Below are 19995 nucleotides of genomic sequence, written 5' to 3' on the forward strand. Positions count from 1 at the left end.
GCGGGGCTCGTGCGCGCTCTCGAAGCTGCGGACGACCAACGACGGAGGACACAGGCAGTGCGACTCGAGCAGATCCAGGCCGGTAACCGGATCGACGGGGTGGTCCCGAACGAACCAGTCACCATCGTCGCGGCCCAGTGGCACGGCAAGGACACGGTGGAGCTCACCTTCAAGACCAGGTCAGGCAGCCTCGACCAGCAGCTGGTGTTCCGAAGCGACGAGCACCGACTCCGCCCTTCAGGGTCCGGATCCAGGCCCTTCACCGCCCCCGCCGGAGACTTCAAGCTCGCCGCAGAGGCGCAGCGGATCTCCCTGGCCGGCCTGTTCGACCGCATGTTGGCGGTCGCCACCAGTGACGTACAACCGCTGCCGCACCAGATCCGCGCGGTCTACGGCGAGCTTCTGCCCCGCGGCCCGCTGCGCTTCCTCCTCGCCGACGACCCGGGCGCTGGCAAGACCATCATGGCGGGCCTCTACATCAAGGAGCTGGTGCTCCGGAACGACGTCAAGCACTGCCTGATCGTCGCTCCCGGCGGGCTGGTCGGCCAGTGGCAGGACGAGCTGTTCCTCAAGTTCGGCCTCCGCTTCGACATCCTGAGCCCCTCGATGGCCGACGCGCAGCCCAACGTGTCGCCGTTCGAGGCCCACCCGTTCCTGATCGCGAAGATGGACCAGCTCTCCCGCAACGAGGACCTGCAGAAGCAGCTCGCAGACACGCAGTGGGATCTCATCATCGTTGACGAGGCGCACCGCATGGGCGCCCACTACTTCGGCGGGAAGCTGCAGAAGACCAAGCGTTTCCAGCTCGGCGAACTGCTCGGCAGCCTGACCCGGCACCTGCTCCTGATGACCGCCACCCCGCATTCGGGCAAGGAGGAGGACTTCCAGCTCTTCCTGACGCTCCTGGACAAGGACCGCTTCGAGGGCAGACGCGCCACCTCCGTCGACACGGCGGGGATCATGCGTCGCATGGTGAAGGAGGACCTCCTCACCTTCGAGGGCAGGAGCTTGTTCCCCCAGCGGATCGCCGAAACCGTCCCCTACACGCTGACGAACCTTGAGAGCGACCTGTACGAGTCGGTCACCCACTACGTCCGCGAGGGCATGAACCGCGCCGAGAAGCTCGACGACAAGCGTCGCAACACCGTCGGCTTCGCACTCACCGTGCTGCAGCGCCGCCTGGCTTCCAGCCCCGAGGCGATCTACCAGAGCCTGCGGCGGCGCATCGCACGCCTCCAGCACAGACGGCAGGAACTGATCGACGGGAGCACGGCCGCCAAGGCCATCACCGTCGACTTGGACTCGTTGGACTCCGACGACTTCACGGCCCAGGAACTGGAGACGGTCGAGGAGGAACTCCTCGATGAGGCGACTGCTGCCAGGACAATCGGTGAGCTCGACGCCGAGTTGGCTGAACTCGGCTCCCTCCTCGCCCTGGCCCAGCGGGTGCGCAGCTCCGGCACCGACCGGAAGTGGTCCGAGCTCTCCACCATCGTGCAGGAGCACGCTCTCTCGTCCGATGCCAGCGGACGCCCCCGCAAGCTCATCATCTTCACGGAGCACCGCGACACGCTGGAGTACCTCAGGCGGCGCATCGGGTCGCTCATCGGACGCCCCGACGCCGTCGTCGCGATCCACGGCGGCGTCCCGCGCGATCAGCGCCGCACCATCACGGAGGAGTTCACGAAGAACGCCAACTGTCAGATCCTCGTCGCCACAGACGCCGCGGGCGAAGGTCTGAACCTCCAGGCCGCACACCTCATGGTGAACTACGACCTCCCCTGGAATCCCAACCGCATCGAGCAGCGGTTCGGCCGCATCCACCGCATCGGGCAGACGGAGGTCTGCCGGCTGTGGAACCTCGTGGCGAGCAACACCCGCGAGGGTGCGGTGTTCACGCGGCTGCTCGAGAAGCTCGACCAGATGCGTCAGACATACGGCGGCAAGGTCTTCGACGTCCTGGGCGAGTCGTTCACCGAGACCCCCCTGCGGAAACTCCTGCAGGACGCGATCCGGTACGGCGAACGCCCGGACATCCGGGAGCGCATGCACCAGGTCATCGACGCCAGCGTCGGGGACGGGCTCGTCGACCTGATGAACGAGCGCGCGCTCGCCGCCGACCGCCTCGCCGACGCGGACCTGCACGCACTGCGCGCCGCCATGGACGATGCCCGCGCCCGCCGGCTCCAGCCCCACTACATCGAGATGGCCTTCCGTGAGGCGTTCACCCGGCTCGGCGGACGGATCGTCCGCAGGGAGAAGGGCCGGTTCGAGATCACCAACGTCCCCCAGTCGCTGCGCAGCCACGCGAAGGCGCCTGTCGCCACGCGCTACGACCGCGTCACGTTCGACCTCGAACTGGTCGACGCCGGGACCCAGCGCGCCGACCTCCTGGCCCCCGGCCACGCCCTCCACGACGTGGTCATGCAGCAGACGATCCGACTCTTCCAGGGAGCCCTCAACACAGGCACGGTCCTGGTCTCGGCAACCATCGATGCGCCCACGCTCATGGTCGGGGTCACCGAGGAGGTCAGCGACGCCACCGGGGAGACCATCGCCCGCCGATTCCGCTATGTCTTCGTCACGCCCGAGGGTGAAGTGCAGCCGGCCGGGCCGGCGCCCTATCTCGACTGCGTCGCAGCCCCCGACTCGCCCGTCGTGGCGCAGGCCCGGAGCCTGCCCTGGCTCGCCGACGCGGAGGATCGCGCGAAGAGTTGGATCATCTCCGACCACTCGTCCAACTACCTCGCCGAGGTCGTGCCCGGCCGCAGCCGCGAACTGGAGAAGACCCGACGACTCGTCACCGAGCGCCTCACGAGTGAGAGCGAGCGTCTCCTCCTCGATGCGGCGGTCGCGGCCGAGAAGGAACGCGCGGGCGAGCGGCCGCGGGACTCCTCGGACAGCCTCCACCGCAAGGCCGTGGAGCTGGACCACCGCCTGCGCGACCGTCTGGACGTCATAGACCGCCAGCTTCAGATGTCCGCGAAGCCCCCTCGCCTCGAGGCCGCCGCGCTGGTCCTCCCCATCGACATGGTCGAAGGGGACATCCCGGCCGACGCCCCCATCCACGCCAAGGAGACGAAGACCGTCGAGCGCCGCGGGGTCGACCTAGTGATGGCCCAGGAGCGGAAGCTGGGCCGCAACCCCGTGGAACAGTCCTTCAACAACGAGGGCTTCGACATCCTCTCCGGGCTCCCCGACGGTTCCCGGATCCACATCGAGGTCAAGGCCCGCATCGAAGGTGCGAAGGACTTCTTCATCAGCCACTCCGAGGTCCTGACCGGGAAGAACACCGCGCCGCGCTACCGGCTCGCCCTGGTCAAGGTCAGCCAGGCCGGACCTGCGCACGACGAGGTCCGCTACCTCGACGACCCCTTCGCCACCACGGAGCTCGGCGGCTTCGATGCCACTGGCATCCGAGGCGACTTCGCGAAGGTCTGGGCCAAAGGCCGGACCCCCTTCTGACGAGACCCGCCGACCCCCGATAGCCTGAACCCGACACCCCGCCCACGCGGGCGGCCAGAACGAAGAGGTCAACGCAGCCGTGCAGAAGCGAAAGCTCATCGAGGTGGCACTCCCCCTCGAGGCCATCAACAGGGAATCGGCCAGGGAGAAGTCCATCCGGCACGGCCACCCGTCGACCCTGCACCTGTGGTGGGCCCGGCGCCCCCTCGCGACCGCCCGCGCCGTGTTGTTCGCCCAACTGGTCGACGACCCCTCCTCGCACCCCGACCGGTTCCCCACAGAGGAAGCCCAGGCCACCGAGCGCGCCCGCCTGCACAGGATCATCGAGGACATGGTGGTCTGGGAGAACGTCCGCAACGAGGACGTGATGAATGCCGCCCGCGCGGAGATCCTCGCCTCAACAAACGGCACCCCCCCCCCGATTCTCGACCCCTTCGCCGGCGGCGGCACCATCCCGCTGGAGGCCCAGCGCCTCGGGCTGGAGGCCCACGCCTCTGACCTGAACCCCGTCGCGGTCCTGATCAACAAGGCCCTCATCGAGATCCCGCCCAGGTTCCGCGACTGGAAGCCCGTCTTCCCCGGCCAGGCAGACACGCGCGGCGGCTGGCGAGGCGCCGAGGGGCTCGCCGACGACGTCCGCAGCTACGGCGCCTGGATGCGCGACGAGGCCTTCCGGAGGATCGGGCACCTGTACCCCAAGGCCACGCTCTCCGACGGAACGCAGGCCACCGTGATCGCCTGGATCTGGGCCCGCACCGTCACCTGCCCCAACCCCGCGTGCGGCATCGAGATGCCGCTGGTCCGCAGCTGGTGGCTGGGCAAGAAGAAGGGCAAGGAGGCCTACGTCGTTCCGAGCGTCGTCGCCGACCCAAGCCATCCGAGCGGCAAGCGCGTGAAATTCGACATCGGCCACGATGCAGGAAACGCTCCACGAAACACTTCTGATGGAACGATGGAAGGCCGAAAGGGCGCCGTCTGTATCGCCTGCGGGGCGGCTGTGGCAACGCAGTATGTACGCGACGAGACGGCCGCCGGCCGAGGGAACCAGGCCCTCATGGCCGTCGTAGCCGAGGGAAGCCGTCGGCGCCACTACCTCTCGCCTAACAAGGCACAGAGCGAAGCCGCACTCATCGACCCACCTTCCGAGACTATTGCTGGCACGATCGCAACAAACCCCCGGTGGTTCTCGCCTCCCGCCTATGGGTTAACAGAGTTTGCTGACCTGTTCACGAACCGGCAGTTGGTGGCGCTGACAACGTTCAGCGACCTCGTCGGCGAGGCGAGGGAGAGGGTGCTGGCGGATGCGCTGGCCGCCGGCCACACCGCAGGCCCACGCCTGGACGGCATGCCCCCCGACGCACCTGCTGGGGCCGAGGCCTACGCCGACGCCGTCGCCACCTACCTTGGGCTGGTTGTTAGCCGCCTCTCTGACTACTCTTCCTCCCTGACGACTTGGGCGAGCAACCCCCAAATGGAGATCCTGCGCAACGTCTTTGCTCGCCAGGCGCTTCCAATGGCTTGGGACTTCGGAGAAGGAAACCCCTTCTTCGACAGTTCGGGATCGATCTCCCGCATGGCCGGAGCAGTCGCTCGAGCGGTCGAGTCGTTACCCTCTTCCCCGCTGGGGACAGCTCTTCAGGAAGACGCGATCTCAGCAGTCAAAGAAGAGGCCCTGCTGTCAACAGATCCGCCCTACTACGACAACATCGGATACTCAGATCTCTCGGATTTCTTCTACGTTTGGCTTCGACGGACGCTCTCAAGTATCCAGCCAGATCTCTTCGGGACTGTCTTGGTACCCAAACAGGAAGAACTCGTGGCAAACCCATATCGGCACGGAGGCAAAGCCGGTGCCAAGGCGTTTTTCGAGGACGGTTTCCGCCAGGTATTTGCGAGGGCCCGCGTGGTGGCAGTGCCCAATTACCCCATCGCCGTCTATTACGCCTTCAAGCAGGCCGACTCGTCCGCCGATGGGGACGCCTCGTCCGGCTGGGAGACTCTCCTCGAGGGGATGATTCAGTCGGGGTGGCGAATCACGGCGACCTGGCCGGTCCGCACTGAGAGCAGCGGCCGAATGATCTCGGTTGGCACCAATGCCTTGGCCTCCTCCATCGTCTTAGCACTGCGACCTCGCCCAGAAGACGCGCCCTCTACGGATCGTCGAGGATTCCTGGCCGCGCTGCGCTCGGAACTCCCCGACGCCCTGCGGAAGCTGCAGCAGGGCCAGATCGCCCCCGTCGACCTGCCGCAGGCCGCCATCGGCCCCGGCATGGCGGTGTTCTCCCGTTATTCGACGGTCCTCGAAGCCGACGGGTCCGCCATGACGGTCCGGTCGGCCCTCGCCCGCATCAACGAGACTCTCGACGAGGTGCTTGCGGAACAGGAAGGCGACTTCGACGCGCCCACCCGCTTCGCCATCGCCTGGTACCGCCAACACGGCTACGAGACAGGCAGGTTCGGTGACGCCGACAACCTCGCACGAGCCCGCAACACAGCCGTCGAGTCGCTGGACCGCGCCGGGATCCTGACCAGCCGGGCCGGGAAGGTGCAGCTCATCCGCCCCGCAGATCTGAGCCCTGCCTACGACGTGGCGACCGACCCGAGCGTCAGCACCTGGGAGGTCCTCCAACACCTGATCCGAGTGCTCGAGACCGACGGCCTGGGCGGAGCCGGAGCGTTTCTCGCCGCAGCTCTGCACAGATCGGACGTGACGGTGGAGGCTGACCTGATCAAGGAACTCGCCCACCTGCTGTTCCGCGTCGCCGAACTCAACGGCTGGACGAGGGACGCTGTGAGCAACAACGACCTCGTGACGAGCTGGCCCGAGATCCTCGACGCAGCGCGCGGCGCTGCCCGCTCCGACTCGTCGCAGGGCCAGCTGGACTTCGACGGAGAAGAATGAACCACCACCCCTACACGGCGTGCAGAGAGTTGAACTGACATGGCACTGAGCAACCGTGACCGCATCGACCGCATGTTCCAGCAGATCGCTCCCCCACTCGATGATTTCATCTCCACCGTCGTCGGCCAGGGGGATCCCGAACTCGGCGCGGTCTGGACCAAGCTCGTCCAGGCGAAGGACAAGGCGCCGTTGCACAAGACCTACGACGCGCTGGACCCGCAGGTGCAGTTCCGGATGCTCACGGAGGGCAGCATCACGGGCGGCATCAAGCCTGGCTGGTATCCCTTCAGCACAGCCCTCGGCAGGGCCGGCGAGACGTTCGCCAGCGAACTACGCGAGGTCCGCAACACCTGGGCCCACAACGGCACCTTCAGCGACGACGACGCCTACCGCGCCCTCGACACGGGTGAACGCCTCCTGAAGCTGATCGGCGCCAACGACGAGGCGCAGCAGGTCCGTGACATCCGGCTGAACCTTCGCCGCGTGACCGCCGACAAGGAGGACAAGAAGACGCTCAAGGCCGCCGTCGCGAACCCCGGCTCCGCCGGAATCCGGCCCTGGCGTGAGGTGCTGCAGCCCCACGACGACGTCGCCACCGGCAACTTCCACGCCTCCGAGTTCGCCGCGGACCTGTACAAGGTCGCGACCGGCGACGAGAAGGACTCGGACTACGCCGACCCCGTCGAGTTCTTCCGCCGCACCTACCTCACCGAGGGCCTGCGGGACCTCATCGGCCGCGCGGTCCGCCGCATCACGGGCGACGCCAACGCCACGCCCGTCATCAACCTCCAGACGAACTTCGGCGGCGGCAAGACACACTCGATGCTGTCGCTGTGGCACATCGCGGCCGGACTCCCGCTGGGCGACTTCCCGCAGGAGACCCAGGAGCTCCTGGACGCCAGCGGCTACCGCGGCGAGCGCGTCAACAGGGTCGCGATCGTCGGCAACCACCTCAGCCCCTCGGGCATGGTCAAGGACGACGGCACCCGGATCAACACCATCTGGGGCGAGCTGGCCTGGCAGCTCGGCGGGCACGAGGCGTACTCGATCATCGCCACCGCCGACATCAACCGCACTCACCCGGGCAAGGCGCTGCACGAACTCCTCGCCGCCTACAGCCCCGCCGTCATCCTGATCGACGAATGGGTGGCGTACGCACGCTCGCTCGTCGGCCGCGACGACCTGGCCGGCGGCACGTTCGACGACCAGTTCACGTTCGCGCAGTCGCTCACCGAGGCCTGCAAGGGCACGCCCGGCGTGCTGCTTGCCATCTCCATCCCTGCCTCCGAGAGCGGTCAGAACGCCGACCTCGTCGTCGGCAACGAGGAGGAGGTCGGCGGCGCCCACGGCCTGGAGGCACTGAAGCGGCTGCAGAACGTGGTGCGGCGCGTCGCGGACCAGTGGCGTCCCGCTTCGTCGGACGAGGCCTACCACATCGTCAAACAGCGGCTCTTCAAGCAGGCCGACGCGGCCGCCCTGGCGGCGATCAGCGCCACCGCCCGCGAGTACAACGAGATGTACCTCAAGCACACGGACGAGTTCCCGAAGCAGTCGCGGGAGCCGGCCTACGAGGCGCGGATCCGTGACACGTACCCGATCCACCCCGAGCTGTTCGACACCCTCTACGAGGAGTGGTCGTCTCTTGAGCGGTTCCAGCGCACCCGTGGTGTCTTGCGGCTCATGAGCACAGTGGTCCACGCGTTGTGGAAGGGCGAGGACTCGTCGCCGCTGATCATGCCCGGATCGCTTCCGCTGGCCACGTCGTCGGTCAACTCGGAGCTGACGCAGTACCTGCAGGACTCGTGGAAGACGATCATCGACGCCGACGTCGACGGGCCGAACTCCGAGCCGGTCAAGATCGACACGGAGCGGCCTCTCTTCGGCCAGCGTGCGCTGACGAAGCGGCTCGCGCGGACGGTGTTCTTCGGGTCGGCGCCGACCATCGCGCCGGGGGCGACGCAGAAGGGCATCAGCACCAAACGCGTACTGCTCGGCACGGCCATCCCGGGCGATGTGCTGGGGAACTTCCACGCCGCGCTGACGCAGCTGGGCGACCGCGCGACGTACTTCTACTCTGGCAACGGCCGCTACTGGTACGACCTGCGTCCCAACATCACGCGCAGCGCCAAGGATCAGGCGGAGCGCCTGCATAAGGAGGACGTCTGGAAGGAGATCGTCAACCGACTCAGTGACCAGGCCAGGACACGAGGCGACTTCGCAGCCGTCCATGTCTGCCCGGAGGACCACGCCGACATCCCGGACGTCGACGATGCACGGCTCGTGATCCTGCACCCGAGCCTCGCGCACAAGCGGGGCACGGAGTCGGAGGCGAAGCAGTTCGCGGAGCGGGCCACCACACACCGTGGCACCTCCAACCGGACCAACCGGAACATGCTCGTCTTCCTCGCCGCGGACGAGGCCCGGCTCCAGGAGCTCGACGCCGCGGTCCGCGACTTCCTCGGCTGGTCGCACGTACTGCAGAACGAGGTCGACCTGGACCTCACGCAGAACCAGCGCAACCAGGCAGTCCAACGCCGAGGGCAGGCCGATGAGACGGTCACGGCACGGCTGCTGCAGACCTTCACCTGGACGCTGGTGCCCGAGCAGCCGGACCCGTCCGCGCCCTTCGTCATCCGCGAGACCAAGGCCGAGGGGCAGTCGGATTCACTCGCCCAGCGCGTCTCGCGACGCCTCGGCAGCGATGGGAGCCTGTCCGTCCGGCAGTCGGCCGCCAACATCCGCCTCGCCATCGGAAAGATCCCACAGATCTGGCAGTCGGGACACGTCGAGCTTGGAACGCTCTGGGGCCTGTATGCGCAGTACACCTACATGCCGCGGCTGCGAGACCGGAGCGTTCTGAACGACGGCGTGCTGGACATGCCCATGCTCTGGCAGAGTGACGCTTTCGCATTGGCGACCGGCTACGACGACGAGGCTGACCGCTACGTCGGGCTGTGGACGTCGGACGACAAGTCCGCCGCGCCGCCGCTGGTCGATTCGCTGCTGATCGTCCGACCCGATGTCGCAATGGTCCAGCGCACGCAGGAGGCAGCGAAGCTCCAGGCCGACGCTGCCCAGCCTTCCGATGTGTCGACTGGCCAGCAGCCCTCGACTGAGGCTTCGGCCGAGGACGAGCCGATGCCCGCTGCTCCCACCCCCGTGGACGTGGTCTTCACACGCTTCTTCGGCGTGAAGACGCTCAGCAGCGACCGCATCGCGGCCGACTTCCGCAACGTCGCCGACGAGGTGATCGCGCATCTGAAGTCGGATCCGAACGCCCGCCTCACGGTCCGGATCGAGATCGAGGCGACCGATGCCACGGGCTTCGACGCGTCCCAGAGGCGCACGGTGTCGGAGAACGCAACAACCTTGAAGTTCGACCAGTCCGGCTTCGAGGAGGACTGACCCCTCCCCCCACCACCGCCTGACCGCCCCGCCCCTCCACGGCCGCGATGAGCACGACACACTTGTCGTCGCGCGAAATCGCGATGTGAACGTTGCCTTCCGCGACGAGCAGGAGGATGTGCTCATCGACGCGGTCAGGCGACGGCGGGAGGGCCGGACCCGCCTGTGCTAGCGTTCCCGGATGCCGACCTCACAGGAACGCTCCCGCGCCTTCACGCACGTGCTGATCAACTCGGCCGCCGCGTCGCTCGGGACCGCGTTCATCTGGTTCGGCATCACGTTCTGGGCCTACCTTGAGACCCGATCTGTACTGGCGACGTCGTTCCTCGGCGGCGCGTACATGCTGGGCATGGCGGTGCTCGGCGTGCCGTTCGGCGGGCTGATCGACCGGCTGCGCAAGCACACCGCCATGATGATCTCCGCCATCGCCACGACGGCGTTCTTCCTGCTCGGCGGACTGATCTTCCTCCTGGTCCCCGCCGACCACCTCTCCGACATGGGCCGACCCTGGTTCTGGATCTTCAGCATCCTGATCCTGCTCGGCGCTCTCGTCGCGATGATCCGCTCGCTGGCGCTGTCGACGTGCGTCACGATCCTCGTCGACTCCGACAAGCGTGCCAACGCGAACGGACTTGTCGGGGCCGTACAGGGCATGACGATGCTGGTCGTCGGGATGCTGTCCGGGCTGGCGATCGGGCAGCTCGGGCTCGGCTGGACGCTGTTCATCTCGATCGTCGCGGTCGTAGGCTCGCTGATCCACCTACTGCTGATCCAGATCCCCGAGCCGACGATCGTGCACGCCGAGGGGACCCCGAAGGCCGTTGACTTCGGCGCCGCGTGGCGCGCCATCATCGTCGTGCCGGGCCTCATCGGCCTAATCATCTTCTCGACGTTCAACAACTTTCTCGGCGGCGTCTTCATGGGCCTGCTCGACCCGTACGGCCTCGAACTGCTGTCCGTCGAGGCCTGGGGCATCCTCTTCGGGCTGTGCAGCATCGGGTTCATGGTGGGCGGCGCGATCATCGCCTGGACGGGCCTCGGCCGCCTGCCGCTCCGCACCCTGCTGCAGGCGTGCATGGCCATGTGGGTCGTGTCGGCGCTCTTCACCATCCGCGACCAGGTCTGGCTGCTCGCCGTCGGTGTCTTCCTCTACATGGTGCTCATGCCGTTCATCGAGGCCTCGGAGCAGACACTCCTGCAGCGCGTCGTCCCACTCGAGAAGCAGGGTCGCGTGTTCGGCTTCGCGCAGGCCGTCGAGGTCTCCGCCGCACCGCTGAGCGCGTTCATCATCGGCCCCGTCGCCGAGTTCTGGCTCATTCCCTACGCGCAGTCGCCCGAGGGCGTCGCGACGTGGTCGTGGCTCATCGGCACCGGCCGGGCCCGCGGCATCGCGCTGGTGTTCGTGCTGTTCAGCCTGCTGGGGCTCGTGCTGACGGCGGCGGTGTTCTTCACCCGCACGTACCGTCGACTCAACGAGAGCTACCTCGCCGGCGACGTGAACATCGACGTCGTCCCGAGCCCCGATCCCGCCCCCTGACATAGCCCGAAGGCGCGGGTCGACGGGCCGGACCGCACCGTCGCGATGAGCACATCCTCCTTCCCATCGTCGAATTCAGCCCGAAATCGGCCGTTTCCGATGACGACAAGTGTGTCGTGCTCATCGCGTCCCAGGTGAGCCGGCCAGCCGTCAGCGGACGAGGCGACCGTGTGCAAGGTCGATCAGGCGCGGGAGGACGTCAGCGGCGCGGAGGCCGCTGTGCTCGAACTGGTTCGTCACCCACGGCCGCAGGCCCGGCATCAGCGACGCCGTGGAGAGCGACAGCTCCGCCGGCACGTACACGTCGTTGAAGTAGATCGCCGCCGCACCGACGGCGCCCGACGCGGCGATCGCGTCCGCGTCGTACAGCCTCGGCCACGTCACCTCCGCAAGCTGGTCGGCCACCTCACGCCACGGCCGGAACGCCGGGACCGTGTCGGCCCACTCGCGACGGACGTGCTCGCCGGTCAGCAGCGTCGGGTCGGCGCGAAAGTCCTCCGGCTCCGCCCGGTCCGCCGCCCAGCGCGTCGCGACCCCGTCCGCGTAGCAGGACTCGTGCAGCACGTAGTAGACCGGGTTCCGGCCGCCGAACGGCAGCGCGGAGGCCAGATCGTGGGCAAAGGCGTTGGTGCCGGGCTCCAGCTCGAGCAGCTCTTGGAGCGTCTGCCAGCCGTTGTCGCCTCCGAGCAGCGAGCCCAACGAGCGGATCCTCGACACCGACACCACCTCGCCGTCGGGCAGCACCAACTCCCCGCGGTCGGCCAGGTCGACCAGCCGCTCGACGGCCGCGCGGTGCTCCGGGAACCGTCGGTAGTAGTTCGCGTTGGCCCACCGCATCTTGTCGTAGGTGACGGCGTACACCTCATCCGGCGTCTTCCCGATGGCGCTCAGCCCGCCGGTGAAGTACACCTTGTCCAGGCTCGCGGCCGCCGTGCTGAGGTAGGTCAGCGTGCAGAACCCGCCGAACGACTGCCCCAGCACCGACCACTTCTCCGCGCCCAGCCGCTCGCGCAGGGCCTCGGCGTCGCGGACGATCGCGTCGGCCCGCAGGTGCGTGAGGTGCTCGACGACGACGTCGGTGGGGCTCGCCAGATCACGGTCACCGACCGGCGTCGACCGGCCCGTGCCGCGCTGGTCGAGGAACACGACGCGGTGCTCCTTCAGGGCCGCGTCCAGCCAGCCGGGGGCGGTGGGGTTGCGCAGGGGGCGCGGGGCCTCGTGACCCGGACCGCCCTGCAGGTAGAGCAGGAACGGCAGGTTCTCGCCGCCCTCGCGGCTGACGACCGACGCGTACACGTCGATCGTTCGCGCGTCCGCATCGTCCTTCCACACCAGCGGCGCGCTGAAGTGGTGCTCGTCGACGATCAGGTCCTGCATCCGGCGGGTGGTGTGGGTCATGGGCCGAGCCTATCCCCGCCCTCGACGCTGGATCCCGCCCGACCGGAGGTCGCGCCCTCGCCCACCCCGTCGGAGAGACAGTGTGCGCAAGTCGTCACCGTCGATGGTCAGCGAACGATTCTCGTCGCCGGACCGGGGAGAAGTGGGCACTGCCCACTTTTCGCGACGGGGCCGGCGAGCACCACCGAGCCGCGTGACCAATCCGACGGCCAAGCAGTGTGCGCAATTAGGCACCGGACCAGGGAGAAGTGGGCACTGCCCACTTTTCGCGACGGGGCGGCGAGCACCACCGAGTCGCGTGACCAATCCGACGGCCAAGCAGTGTGCGTAATTAGGCACCGGACCGGGGAGAAGTGGGCACTGCCCGACTTTGCGCGACGGGGCGGGAGCCGTGCGCGACGCAGGTGGAGCCGGAGCCGTGCGCGACGAAGGTGGAACCGACCCCAGTCGGGCGCGAAGGGCCGCGGCTGCGACCGTCAGGCGGGGTCCCCCGACGCCTCGATGAGCTCCGCGATCCGACTGCTGAGATGCGCGCGCACGTCGGGGGGCAGGGGGGTTCCCGTGATCGTGTCGTAGACCCAGAGCCCGTCGGAGGCGAGGTGTGCGATGAGCCGATCCGTCTGCTGCGTGGTCAGCGGCAGACCCGACGGTGCGGGTGGCGCCCAGACCTCCATCAGCCGGGCCCACGGGGCGGCGAGCGCGGGGTCCGTGGCGGCCTCGAGGACCAGCAGGAGCTCCGCGCGGTCGGCGCTGGTGGCGGCGACCCGCGCGTAGGCCGCGGCGCGCTGGGCGCCGGTCAGCCGGTCGGCGGGCGCACCCGCCGCCTCCACCAGGGCGACCTCCCACTGGTCGGCGAGGTGCTGCTGCAGGGAGGCAAGCAGGGCCTCGCGCGACGGGAAGTGGTAGACGATGCCGCCCTTGGTCAGGCCGGCCTCGTCGGCCACTGACTCATAGGTGACCGCGGTGACGCCATCGCGGCCGACGACGCGCAGCGCCGCGTCGAGGATCTGGACACGCTTACTCGGCCGCACCCTTCACACCCCCACCGGGACGTTGGCCGCCTCGCGGTCCCCGGTGCGCAGCAGCCAGGCGGTGACGGCGGTCGCGACGGCGAGGATGACCGCAATGACGATCATGGTGACGGTGTAGGCCGTGTTGTAGGCGAGGTGGGCGGCGTCGAACAGGCCGGGGTGGGCGTCGGCGACCGCCAGCGCGTCGGGCAGGCTCTGGCGGGCTGCGTCGGGGGCGCCGAAGGGAACCCGGATCGACATGGAATACACGAAGCTGACCAGGCTGCCGAGCAGCGCGACAGCAGTGAGAGACCCGAACTCGTAGGAGACCTCCTCCACGGACGAGGCCATGCCTTCCCGGCCAGGAGGCGCCCCACCGACGATGGCGATCGAAGCGACCGACATGGCGAACCCGGTCCCGATTCCGACGACCACCAGCCCGGCCACGAGGAGCGGAAGAGAGGTCCGCGCGCCGAACAGGATGAGAACGGCACCGACCAGAGCGATCGCGAGGCCGCCGACGATGATCGGCCGCAGGCCGGTGCGGTGCAGGATCGCCCCGCCGATGAGCGACGACGGCAACGCGCCCAACGCCGCGGCCGCGACGAGGAGCCCCGCACCCAGCGGGCTGAATCCCTCCAGCAACTGGTACCGCTGGGTGGTGATCAGCTGGATACCCGCGACCGCGAACATGGAAAGCGATGCGGCGATGACCCCGGAGGTGAAGCGCTCGTTGCGGAAGATGGAGAACTCCAGCAGCGGCTCGGCCAGACGCCTCTGCCGTCGCACAAAGAGGACGAAACCGATGCCCGAGCTGATCGCCGCCCCGACGATCAGGGCCCAGTTCTGCGGCACGTGGGCCAGTTCCTTGATCGCCAGCACTGCCCCCACGAGCCCGACCAGCGCCCAGATCGAGGACACCAGGTCCCACTTCTTCTCCGGGTTCGGGTCATTGGGCGGAGCGAGCACCAGCGTGGCGACGATGGCGGCGATCACAACTGGCACGTTGATGAGGAACACCGACCCCCACCAGAACGCCTGGAGAAGCGAGCCCCCGACGATGGGGCCGATCGCCATGCCGACGGTGGACAGCGACCCCCACACACCGAACGCGATGTTGCGCTCCCGCTCGTCCTCGAAGGTCACCGCGATCAGCGCCAGCGTGGCGGGCATCATGGTCGCCGCCCCGACGGCCAGCAGCGCCCGGGCGCCGATCAGCACCCACGCCGTGGGAGAGAACGCAGCCACCAGCGAAGCGACCCCGAAGATCACCAGCCCGATCAGGAACATCCGCCGGTGCCCCACCCGGTCGCCCAGCGTGCCGCTCCCCAGGAGCAGCCCCGCCATCACCACCGGGTAGGCGTTGATGATCCACAGCGCCTGCGATCCCGTCGCACCCAACTCCCGGGTCAGCGTCGGCAGGGCTGTGTACAGGATCGAGTTGTCCAGCACGATCATCAGAAGCCCGACGCTCACCGTGGCCAGCACGGCCCAGCGCTGCAGCTTCGAGATCTGTCGAGTCTGAGGAGCACCAATCACCCAGTAACTATAACAGACATACAGTTACGGTTGATGGGAGCGCCTGTGCCCCGGCACAGGCGCTCGCGTTCATCAGATGTCGGTCAGCCCGACGCGCGTGTCTGCGGGCCCCGCGATCTCGATGCCCGACTCCACTGGCAGGTCGGCCCGAGCGGTGACCACGACGCTTCCACCGTCGGCGAAGACTTCCACGGATCCGCTGTCGACGACGATCACCACCCGCCTGTCGACGGCGAAGGGCACGTTCCCGCCCAGGAGATTCGCGACGGGAGGGTCCGTTTCCGAGGCTGGCGCGGGCGCGCCGAGCGTGCGATCCACCAGCAGGCGCCCCGCGTCGGCGTCGACGAGCACATCCACCCGGCGCTCGTCGGCTCCCAGCCGGACGCGCGTCACACCCTGCGTCGCGACCTCGAGGTCGACGATCGTCGCACCCGATAGCGGCCGACGCACAGTCCCCCCATCCCCCACGGCCCGCAGGGGACCCGACGGCGACGGAAGCACCGGCGCCGCGCACAGCCGCGCCCGCCCGTCGATCCGACGGAGTGCGAGCCGCCTGGCCACGGTCATCACTCCCCGCCAACCGTGCGACGGCAGCGAACCCGCGTATGCCCAGTTACTCATCCACGCGATGAACGTCCGTCGATCGGCGGGCTGCCCGCTGAAGGTCACCCCGGCATAGCAGTCCGGCCCCAGGTCCACCCAGTCGACGGCGGCGAGCTCCGCCGCACCGGCATCGGGCATGAGCGCCGGGGGCTCGACGTCGGGGCGGAACCTCACACCGTCGAACTCCCCCACGACGTACTGCGTGGCCGATCCGCCGGCCAGTCCACCCGGAGACAGCGAGATCAACAGCACCCACCTGAGGGCGCCGGCCTCGTCGTCGACCTCCAGCGGGAAGAGGTCCGGGCACTCCCACACACCGCCCACGGCCCCGAGGGGGCCGTAGTCCGACAGGTACTCCCACTCGCGCAGGTTGTCCGACCGGTAGAGCAGGACGCGACGCTCGGCCGCCTCGACGGCCACGAGGACCCAGTAGGCCTCATCCGCTGTCTCGTAGCGGAAGACCTTCGGGTCCCGGAAGTCGCGCGACTGCCGGTCCAGGACCGGATTGGCCTCGTACCTGCTCCAGGCGTAGCCGCCGTCAAGGCTCACCGCGAGGGACTGCGCCTGGATCCCGTCGGCGCGGGCCGACGTGTAGATGGCGACGAGGGGCGGGGCCGCGTCGGTGCCGAGCCCACTGGTGTTGAGCTCGTCGAACACGACCGAGCCGGAGAAGATCTGCTCCTTCTCGTCGAACCGGATCGCGACGGGGTGCTCCTCCCACCGCAGCAGGTCGGTGCTCGTCGCGTGGCCCCAGCTCATGTTGGCATGGTCGGTGCCAAGCGGGTTGTACTGGTAGTAGAGGTGGTAGCGCCCCCCGTGGAAGACGAGACCGTTCGGGTCGTTCATCCAGTTTTTCTGCGGCGTGTAGTGCACGCCCGGCCGCACGCCGGACGGCGTGGCCGCTGCCCCAGAGTCCTGACTCATCCCTTGACCCCCGACGACGCGATGGACGAGACGAACGCCCGCTGGAAGGCGATGAACAGCGCGAGCACCGGGACGGTGATGATGGATGCGTACGCCATGATCTGCCCCCACGAGACGTTCAGCTGCTTGAAGTAGTCGATGCCGACCATCACAGGGCGGACCGATTCACTCTGTGTGACCATGAGCGGCCAGAGGTACTGGTTCCAGGCCGGCAGGAAGGTCAGGATCGCCGCCGTGGCGACCGCCGGCCCGGAGAGCGGCATGACGATCGACACATAGATCCTGAACCATCCGGCTCCGTCGACGCGGGCCGCCTCGTCCAGCTCTCTCGGGATCGACTCGAAGTACTGGTAGAAGAGGAAGATGGAGAAGGCGCTCGCGATGAAGGGCACGATCTGGACGGGGTAGGTGTCGAGCCACCCCTGGACGAACTCGCTCCCGTCGAAATACGGCAGCTGGTTGACCCACCACAGCATCGGCAGGGCCATCACCTCGAACGGCACGATGAGGGTGGCGAGGATGACGCCGAGGGCGACCTTGCGCCCGGGCATCCTCATGCGCGACATCGCGAACGCCGCCATCGAGTTGACGACGAGCCCGAGCGCGACCGTCACCGCGGAGATCATGATCGAGTTGAGCAGGAACTGCGCGAACGGGACCCGGTCGAACACGCCGAGGTAGTTGTCGAGCGTCAGGTCCCCGATGGGGAGGAACGCCGCCGGGCTGCCGAGGTCGGCGAAGATCTGGAGATCGGGCTTGAAGCTGGAGACGATCATGAAGACGAGCGGCAGCCCGAAGACCAGCGCCAGCAGGGTCTTGAACACGAGCAGCGCACCTGCGCGCACCCGGTGCGGCGTCCGACGGACCGCTGGTCGCGCCTCCGCCCTCCGCGCGGCCTCGAGGTCTGTGACGGTCACGACCTGGCCCCCTTCTTCTCGGACTTCTCCCTGGTCAGGAGCATCTGGATGACGGTCACGATCAGCACCAGGACGAAGAAGACCAGCGAGATCGCTGATGCGTACCCCGTCTGCTGTCTCTCGAACCCGCTCCGCACGGCCATGAAGACGAGGGTGGTGGTCGAGCCGAGCGGGCCACCCTGGGTCATGATGTTGACCTGGGAGAACAGTCCGAACGCCGCGATCGTGATGGTGATGAGGATGAAGATGGCCGTTGGACGGAGCCCGGGCCACGTGACGTGCACGAACTGCTGCCAGCGGGTGGCCCCGTCGAGCGACGCGGCCTCGTAGAGCTCCGCCGGGATCGTCTGCAGTCCCGACAACCAGATGATCATGTGGAAGCCCATCGCCTGCCAGATCGACATCACGATGATGGCGAACAGCGACCAGTTCGGGTCGCCCAGCCAGTCGGGCCCCGCGATGCCGATCCGGGCGAGCATGGTGTTGATCAGCCCGTCCTTCTGGTACATGAACATCCACAGCATCGACACGACGACGATCGAGGTCACGACCGGGAGGAAGTACACCGTCCGGAAGAAGGTAGTCCCCCGCGTGCGTGTGTTGACGAGGAGGGCGACCCCCAGCGCGATGGCCGACTGCACAGGGACGATGACGACGGTGAAGATGATCGTGTTGCGCAGCGACGCCCAGAAGGTGTCGTCGGTGAAGAGGTTGCTGAAGTTCTCGAGACCGATGAAGCGACCGGGCTCGGGTGAGATCAGCCGCGTGTTCGTGAACGCGAGGATGAAGGTCAGGATGATCGGAATGATGAGGAAGGTCAGGATCAGCACGGCCGCCGGCAGGAACATCACCAACGCCGTCGCGCTCTCCTTTCCTCGGCCTCGTCGCCGGCCCTTCGAGGGCCCGGGCCGGGTCGCCTCCCCTGGCTCGGCCAGGGGCGGGGACAATGTCGTGCTGCTCACCGCTTACTCCTTGTCAGGTCTCGTCGCCGGCGTCAGCCCTGGTAGGCGTTCTGCTTCTGGTTCGCGTCGATGTCCTTGACCGCCTGGTCGAGGGTCTTCTGCGGGTCCGCTCCGTCGAGGAGCTGCTGGGTGGCCTCGGCGAAGGCGGACGAGATGAAGGGGTAGCCGGGCGTGACGGGCCGCACGACAGCATTGGCCTTGGAGAACTGGCGGAAGACGTCGTTCACTCCGCCGGGCTCGTAGCCGGGAACCAGTTCGGCCGCTGCGTCGGTCGCCGGGATGGTGCCCGTGGCCTCGCTGACCGATGCGACGTACTCGTCCTGCGCCGCGAACTCCAGGTACGCGAGCGCACCCTCGGGATCGGAGCATCCGCTGGACATGCCCCACTGCCAGGAGCCGCCACCGATCTTCGGGCCCTGCCCGAGATCCACGGACGGCAGGAACAGCGCGTCGTCGCCGAATGCGTCGCGGACCTTCTCGGCGGCCCAGCTGCCGGCGTACATGATGGCCGTCTTGCCGTTGATGAAGTCCGCGGTCTGGTCCGTTCCCGACTTCGCGGCGATGTAGCCGTTCGACACCAGCCCCTGGAACCAGTTCGCCCACTCGAGTGCCTCGGGCCCGTTGAGGACGCCGTCCGCGCTCTCGTAGGTGGTGCGGTCGATCAGGTCTCCGCCGGCGCTCTGCAGGAAGGGCGAGTAGGCGTACGGGTACCACTCGCCGGTCGACGAGGTCGCGAAGTCCGCGGGGTAGGCGTAGGACCCCGTGGCCTTCAGCGTCTCCAGTGCATGGTCGAACTCGTCCTTCGTCCACGGCTTGTCGGGGGTGGGAACGCGGATGCCATTGTCGTCGAGGGTGCTCTTCCGGGTCACCATGGTGAGCGCGACGTCGTAGAAGCCGTACGAGTAGGTCTTGTCCTCGTAGGTGCCCACCGTCGAGGGGAGGAAGTCCGCCAGTCGGTCGGTCAGCTCGTCGATCGGCGCGAGGTAGCCGGCCCACGCCCAGCTCGGAACGTTGGGGCCGTCGATGTCGAGGATGCACGGCAGCTTCTTGGACGCTGCGGCTGCGGTCACCGACTCGTTGTACGACTCCTGCGGGAAGGCCTGGAGGGAGACGGTGTGGCCCTCCTGGCTGGCGTTGAAGTCGTCGACGATCTTCTGAATGGCCGCGAGCTCGGCCTCGTTTCCGGCGTTGTGGGTCCAGAGGGTGATGGTTCCGCTGGCTGCGTCGCCTGAGGCGCCGCCCTTCGCGCAGCCGGCGAGACCGAGGAGTGCCGCGGCGGTCATGACACTGACCGCGGCGACGCGAGTGGACTTCTTCATCGAAGTGCTCCTTG

11 protein-coding genes are annotated in these 19995 nt (G+C 67.9%); 4 read left to right on the forward strand and 7 right to left on the reverse strand.

The genetic code is table 11. The features are described from left to right. The first annotated feature begins 57 nt into the window (after nucleotides 1–57). The 4 genes from KDB89_RS13120 to KDB89_RS13135 all read left to right on the forward strand — a co-directional run bounded on the left by KDB89_RS13120 (nucleotide 58) and on the right by KDB89_RS13135 (nucleotide 11309). Complete coding sequence (locus tag KDB89_RS13120) at nucleotides 58–3465, forward strand: helicase-related protein (protein WP_219081767.1); 3408 nt, start codon at nucleotides 58–60, stop codon at nucleotides 3463–3465. 103 nt (nucleotides 3466–3568) lie between these two features. Beyond that, nucleotides 3569–6367 (forward strand): DUF1156 domain-containing protein, encoded by a 2799-nt coding sequence (locus KDB89_RS13125; protein ID WP_255556461.1) that lies wholly within the window; start codon nucleotides 3569–3571, stop codon nucleotides 6365–6367. 39 nt (nucleotides 6368–6406) lie between these two features. After that, complete coding sequence (locus KDB89_RS13130; protein ID WP_219081771.1) at nucleotides 6407–9772, forward strand: DUF499 family protein; 3366 nt, start codon at nucleotides 6407–6409, stop codon at nucleotides 9770–9772. 181 nt (nucleotides 9773–9953) lie between these two features. After that, the gene (locus KDB89_RS13135; RefSeq protein WP_219081774.1) at nucleotides 9954–11309 is read left to right on the forward strand and encodes an MFS transporter; all 1356 of its coding nucleotides are present in this window, start codon (nucleotides 9954–9956) and stop codon (nucleotides 11307–11309) included. 150 nt (nucleotides 11310–11459) lie between these two features. Here the strand turns inward: KDB89_RS13135 and KDB89_RS13140 are convergent, their stop codons facing one another. From KDB89_RS13140 to KDB89_RS13170, 7 genes are all read right to left on the reverse strand, one after another. Beyond that, on the reverse strand, nucleotides 11460–12707 hold the full coding sequence (locus tag KDB89_RS13140; RefSeq protein WP_219081775.1) for an alpha/beta fold hydrolase: 1248 nt from the start codon (nucleotides 12705–12707) through the stop codon (nucleotides 11460–11462). A gap of 476 nt (nucleotides 12708–13183) precedes the next feature. Beyond that, a complete protein-coding gene (locus KDB89_RS13145; protein ID WP_219081777.1) occupies nucleotides 13184–13738 on the reverse strand; it encodes a TetR/AcrR family transcriptional regulator in 555 nt (184 codons plus the stop codon). Nucleotides 13739–13741: 3 nt separating this feature from the next. Then, the gene (locus tag KDB89_RS13150; protein ID WP_255555962.1) at nucleotides 13742–15256 is read right to left on the reverse strand and encodes an MFS transporter; all 1515 of its coding nucleotides are present in this window, start codon (nucleotides 15254–15256) and stop codon (nucleotides 13742–13744) included. Between the two features lie 72 nt (nucleotides 15257–15328). Continuing rightward, nucleotides 15329–16783: a glycoside hydrolase family 32 protein gene (locus KDB89_RS13155; RefSeq protein WP_219081779.1), complete on the reverse strand. Its 1455-nt coding sequence runs from the start codon at nucleotides 16781–16783 to the stop codon at nucleotides 15329–15331. After that, on the reverse strand, nucleotides 16780–17700 hold the full coding sequence (locus KDB89_RS13160; RefSeq protein WP_219081781.1) for a carbohydrate ABC transporter permease: 921 nt from the start codon (nucleotides 17698–17700) through the stop codon (nucleotides 16780–16782). The genes KDB89_RS13155 and KDB89_RS13160 overlap by 4 nt, the downstream gene beginning before the upstream one ends. Then, nucleotides 17697–18662: a carbohydrate ABC transporter permease gene (locus tag KDB89_RS13165; protein WP_219081783.1), complete on the reverse strand. Its 966-nt coding sequence runs from the start codon at nucleotides 18660–18662 to the stop codon at nucleotides 17697–17699. Before KDB89_RS13165 ends, KDB89_RS13160 begins: the two co-directional genes overlap by 4 nt. 32 nt (nucleotides 18663–18694) lie before the next feature. Next, nucleotides 18695–19981 carry a sugar ABC transporter substrate-binding protein gene (locus KDB89_RS13170; RefSeq protein WP_219081785.1) on the reverse strand — a complete coding sequence of 429 codons (1287 nt, stop codon included), beginning with the start codon at nucleotides 19979–19981 and terminating at the stop codon, nucleotides 18695–18697. Nucleotides 19982–19995: the final 14 nt, after the last annotated feature.

The organism is Tessaracoccus palaemonis (genome assembly GCF_019316905.1).
In the GTDB taxonomy this organism is placed as follows: domain Bacteria; phylum Actinomycetota; class Actinomycetes; order Propionibacteriales; family Propionibacteriaceae; genus Arachnia; species Arachnia palaemonis.

Excerpts from the sequence above, each read along its gene's own strand:
- KDB89_RS13130 (WP_219081771.1), top strand. The coding sequence starts at position 6,407 with ATGGCACTGAGCAACCGTGACCGCATCGACCGCATGTTCCAGCAGATC.
- KDB89_RS13135 (WP_219081774.1), top strand. The coding sequence starts at position 9,954 with ATGCCGACCTCACAGGAACGCTCCCGCGCCTTCACGCACGTGCTGATC.
- KDB89_RS13140 (WP_219081775.1), bottom strand. The coding sequence starts at position 12,707 with ATGACCCACACCACCCGCCGGATGCAGGACCTGATCGTCGACGAGCAC.
- KDB89_RS13155 (WP_219081779.1), bottom strand. The coding sequence starts at position 16,783 with ATGAGTCAGGACTCTGGGGCAGCGGCCACGCCGTCCGGCGTGCGGCCG.
- KDB89_RS13170 (WP_219081785.1), bottom strand. The coding sequence starts at position 19,981 with ATGAAGAAGTCCACTCGCGTCGCCGCGGTCAGTGTCATGACCGCCGCG.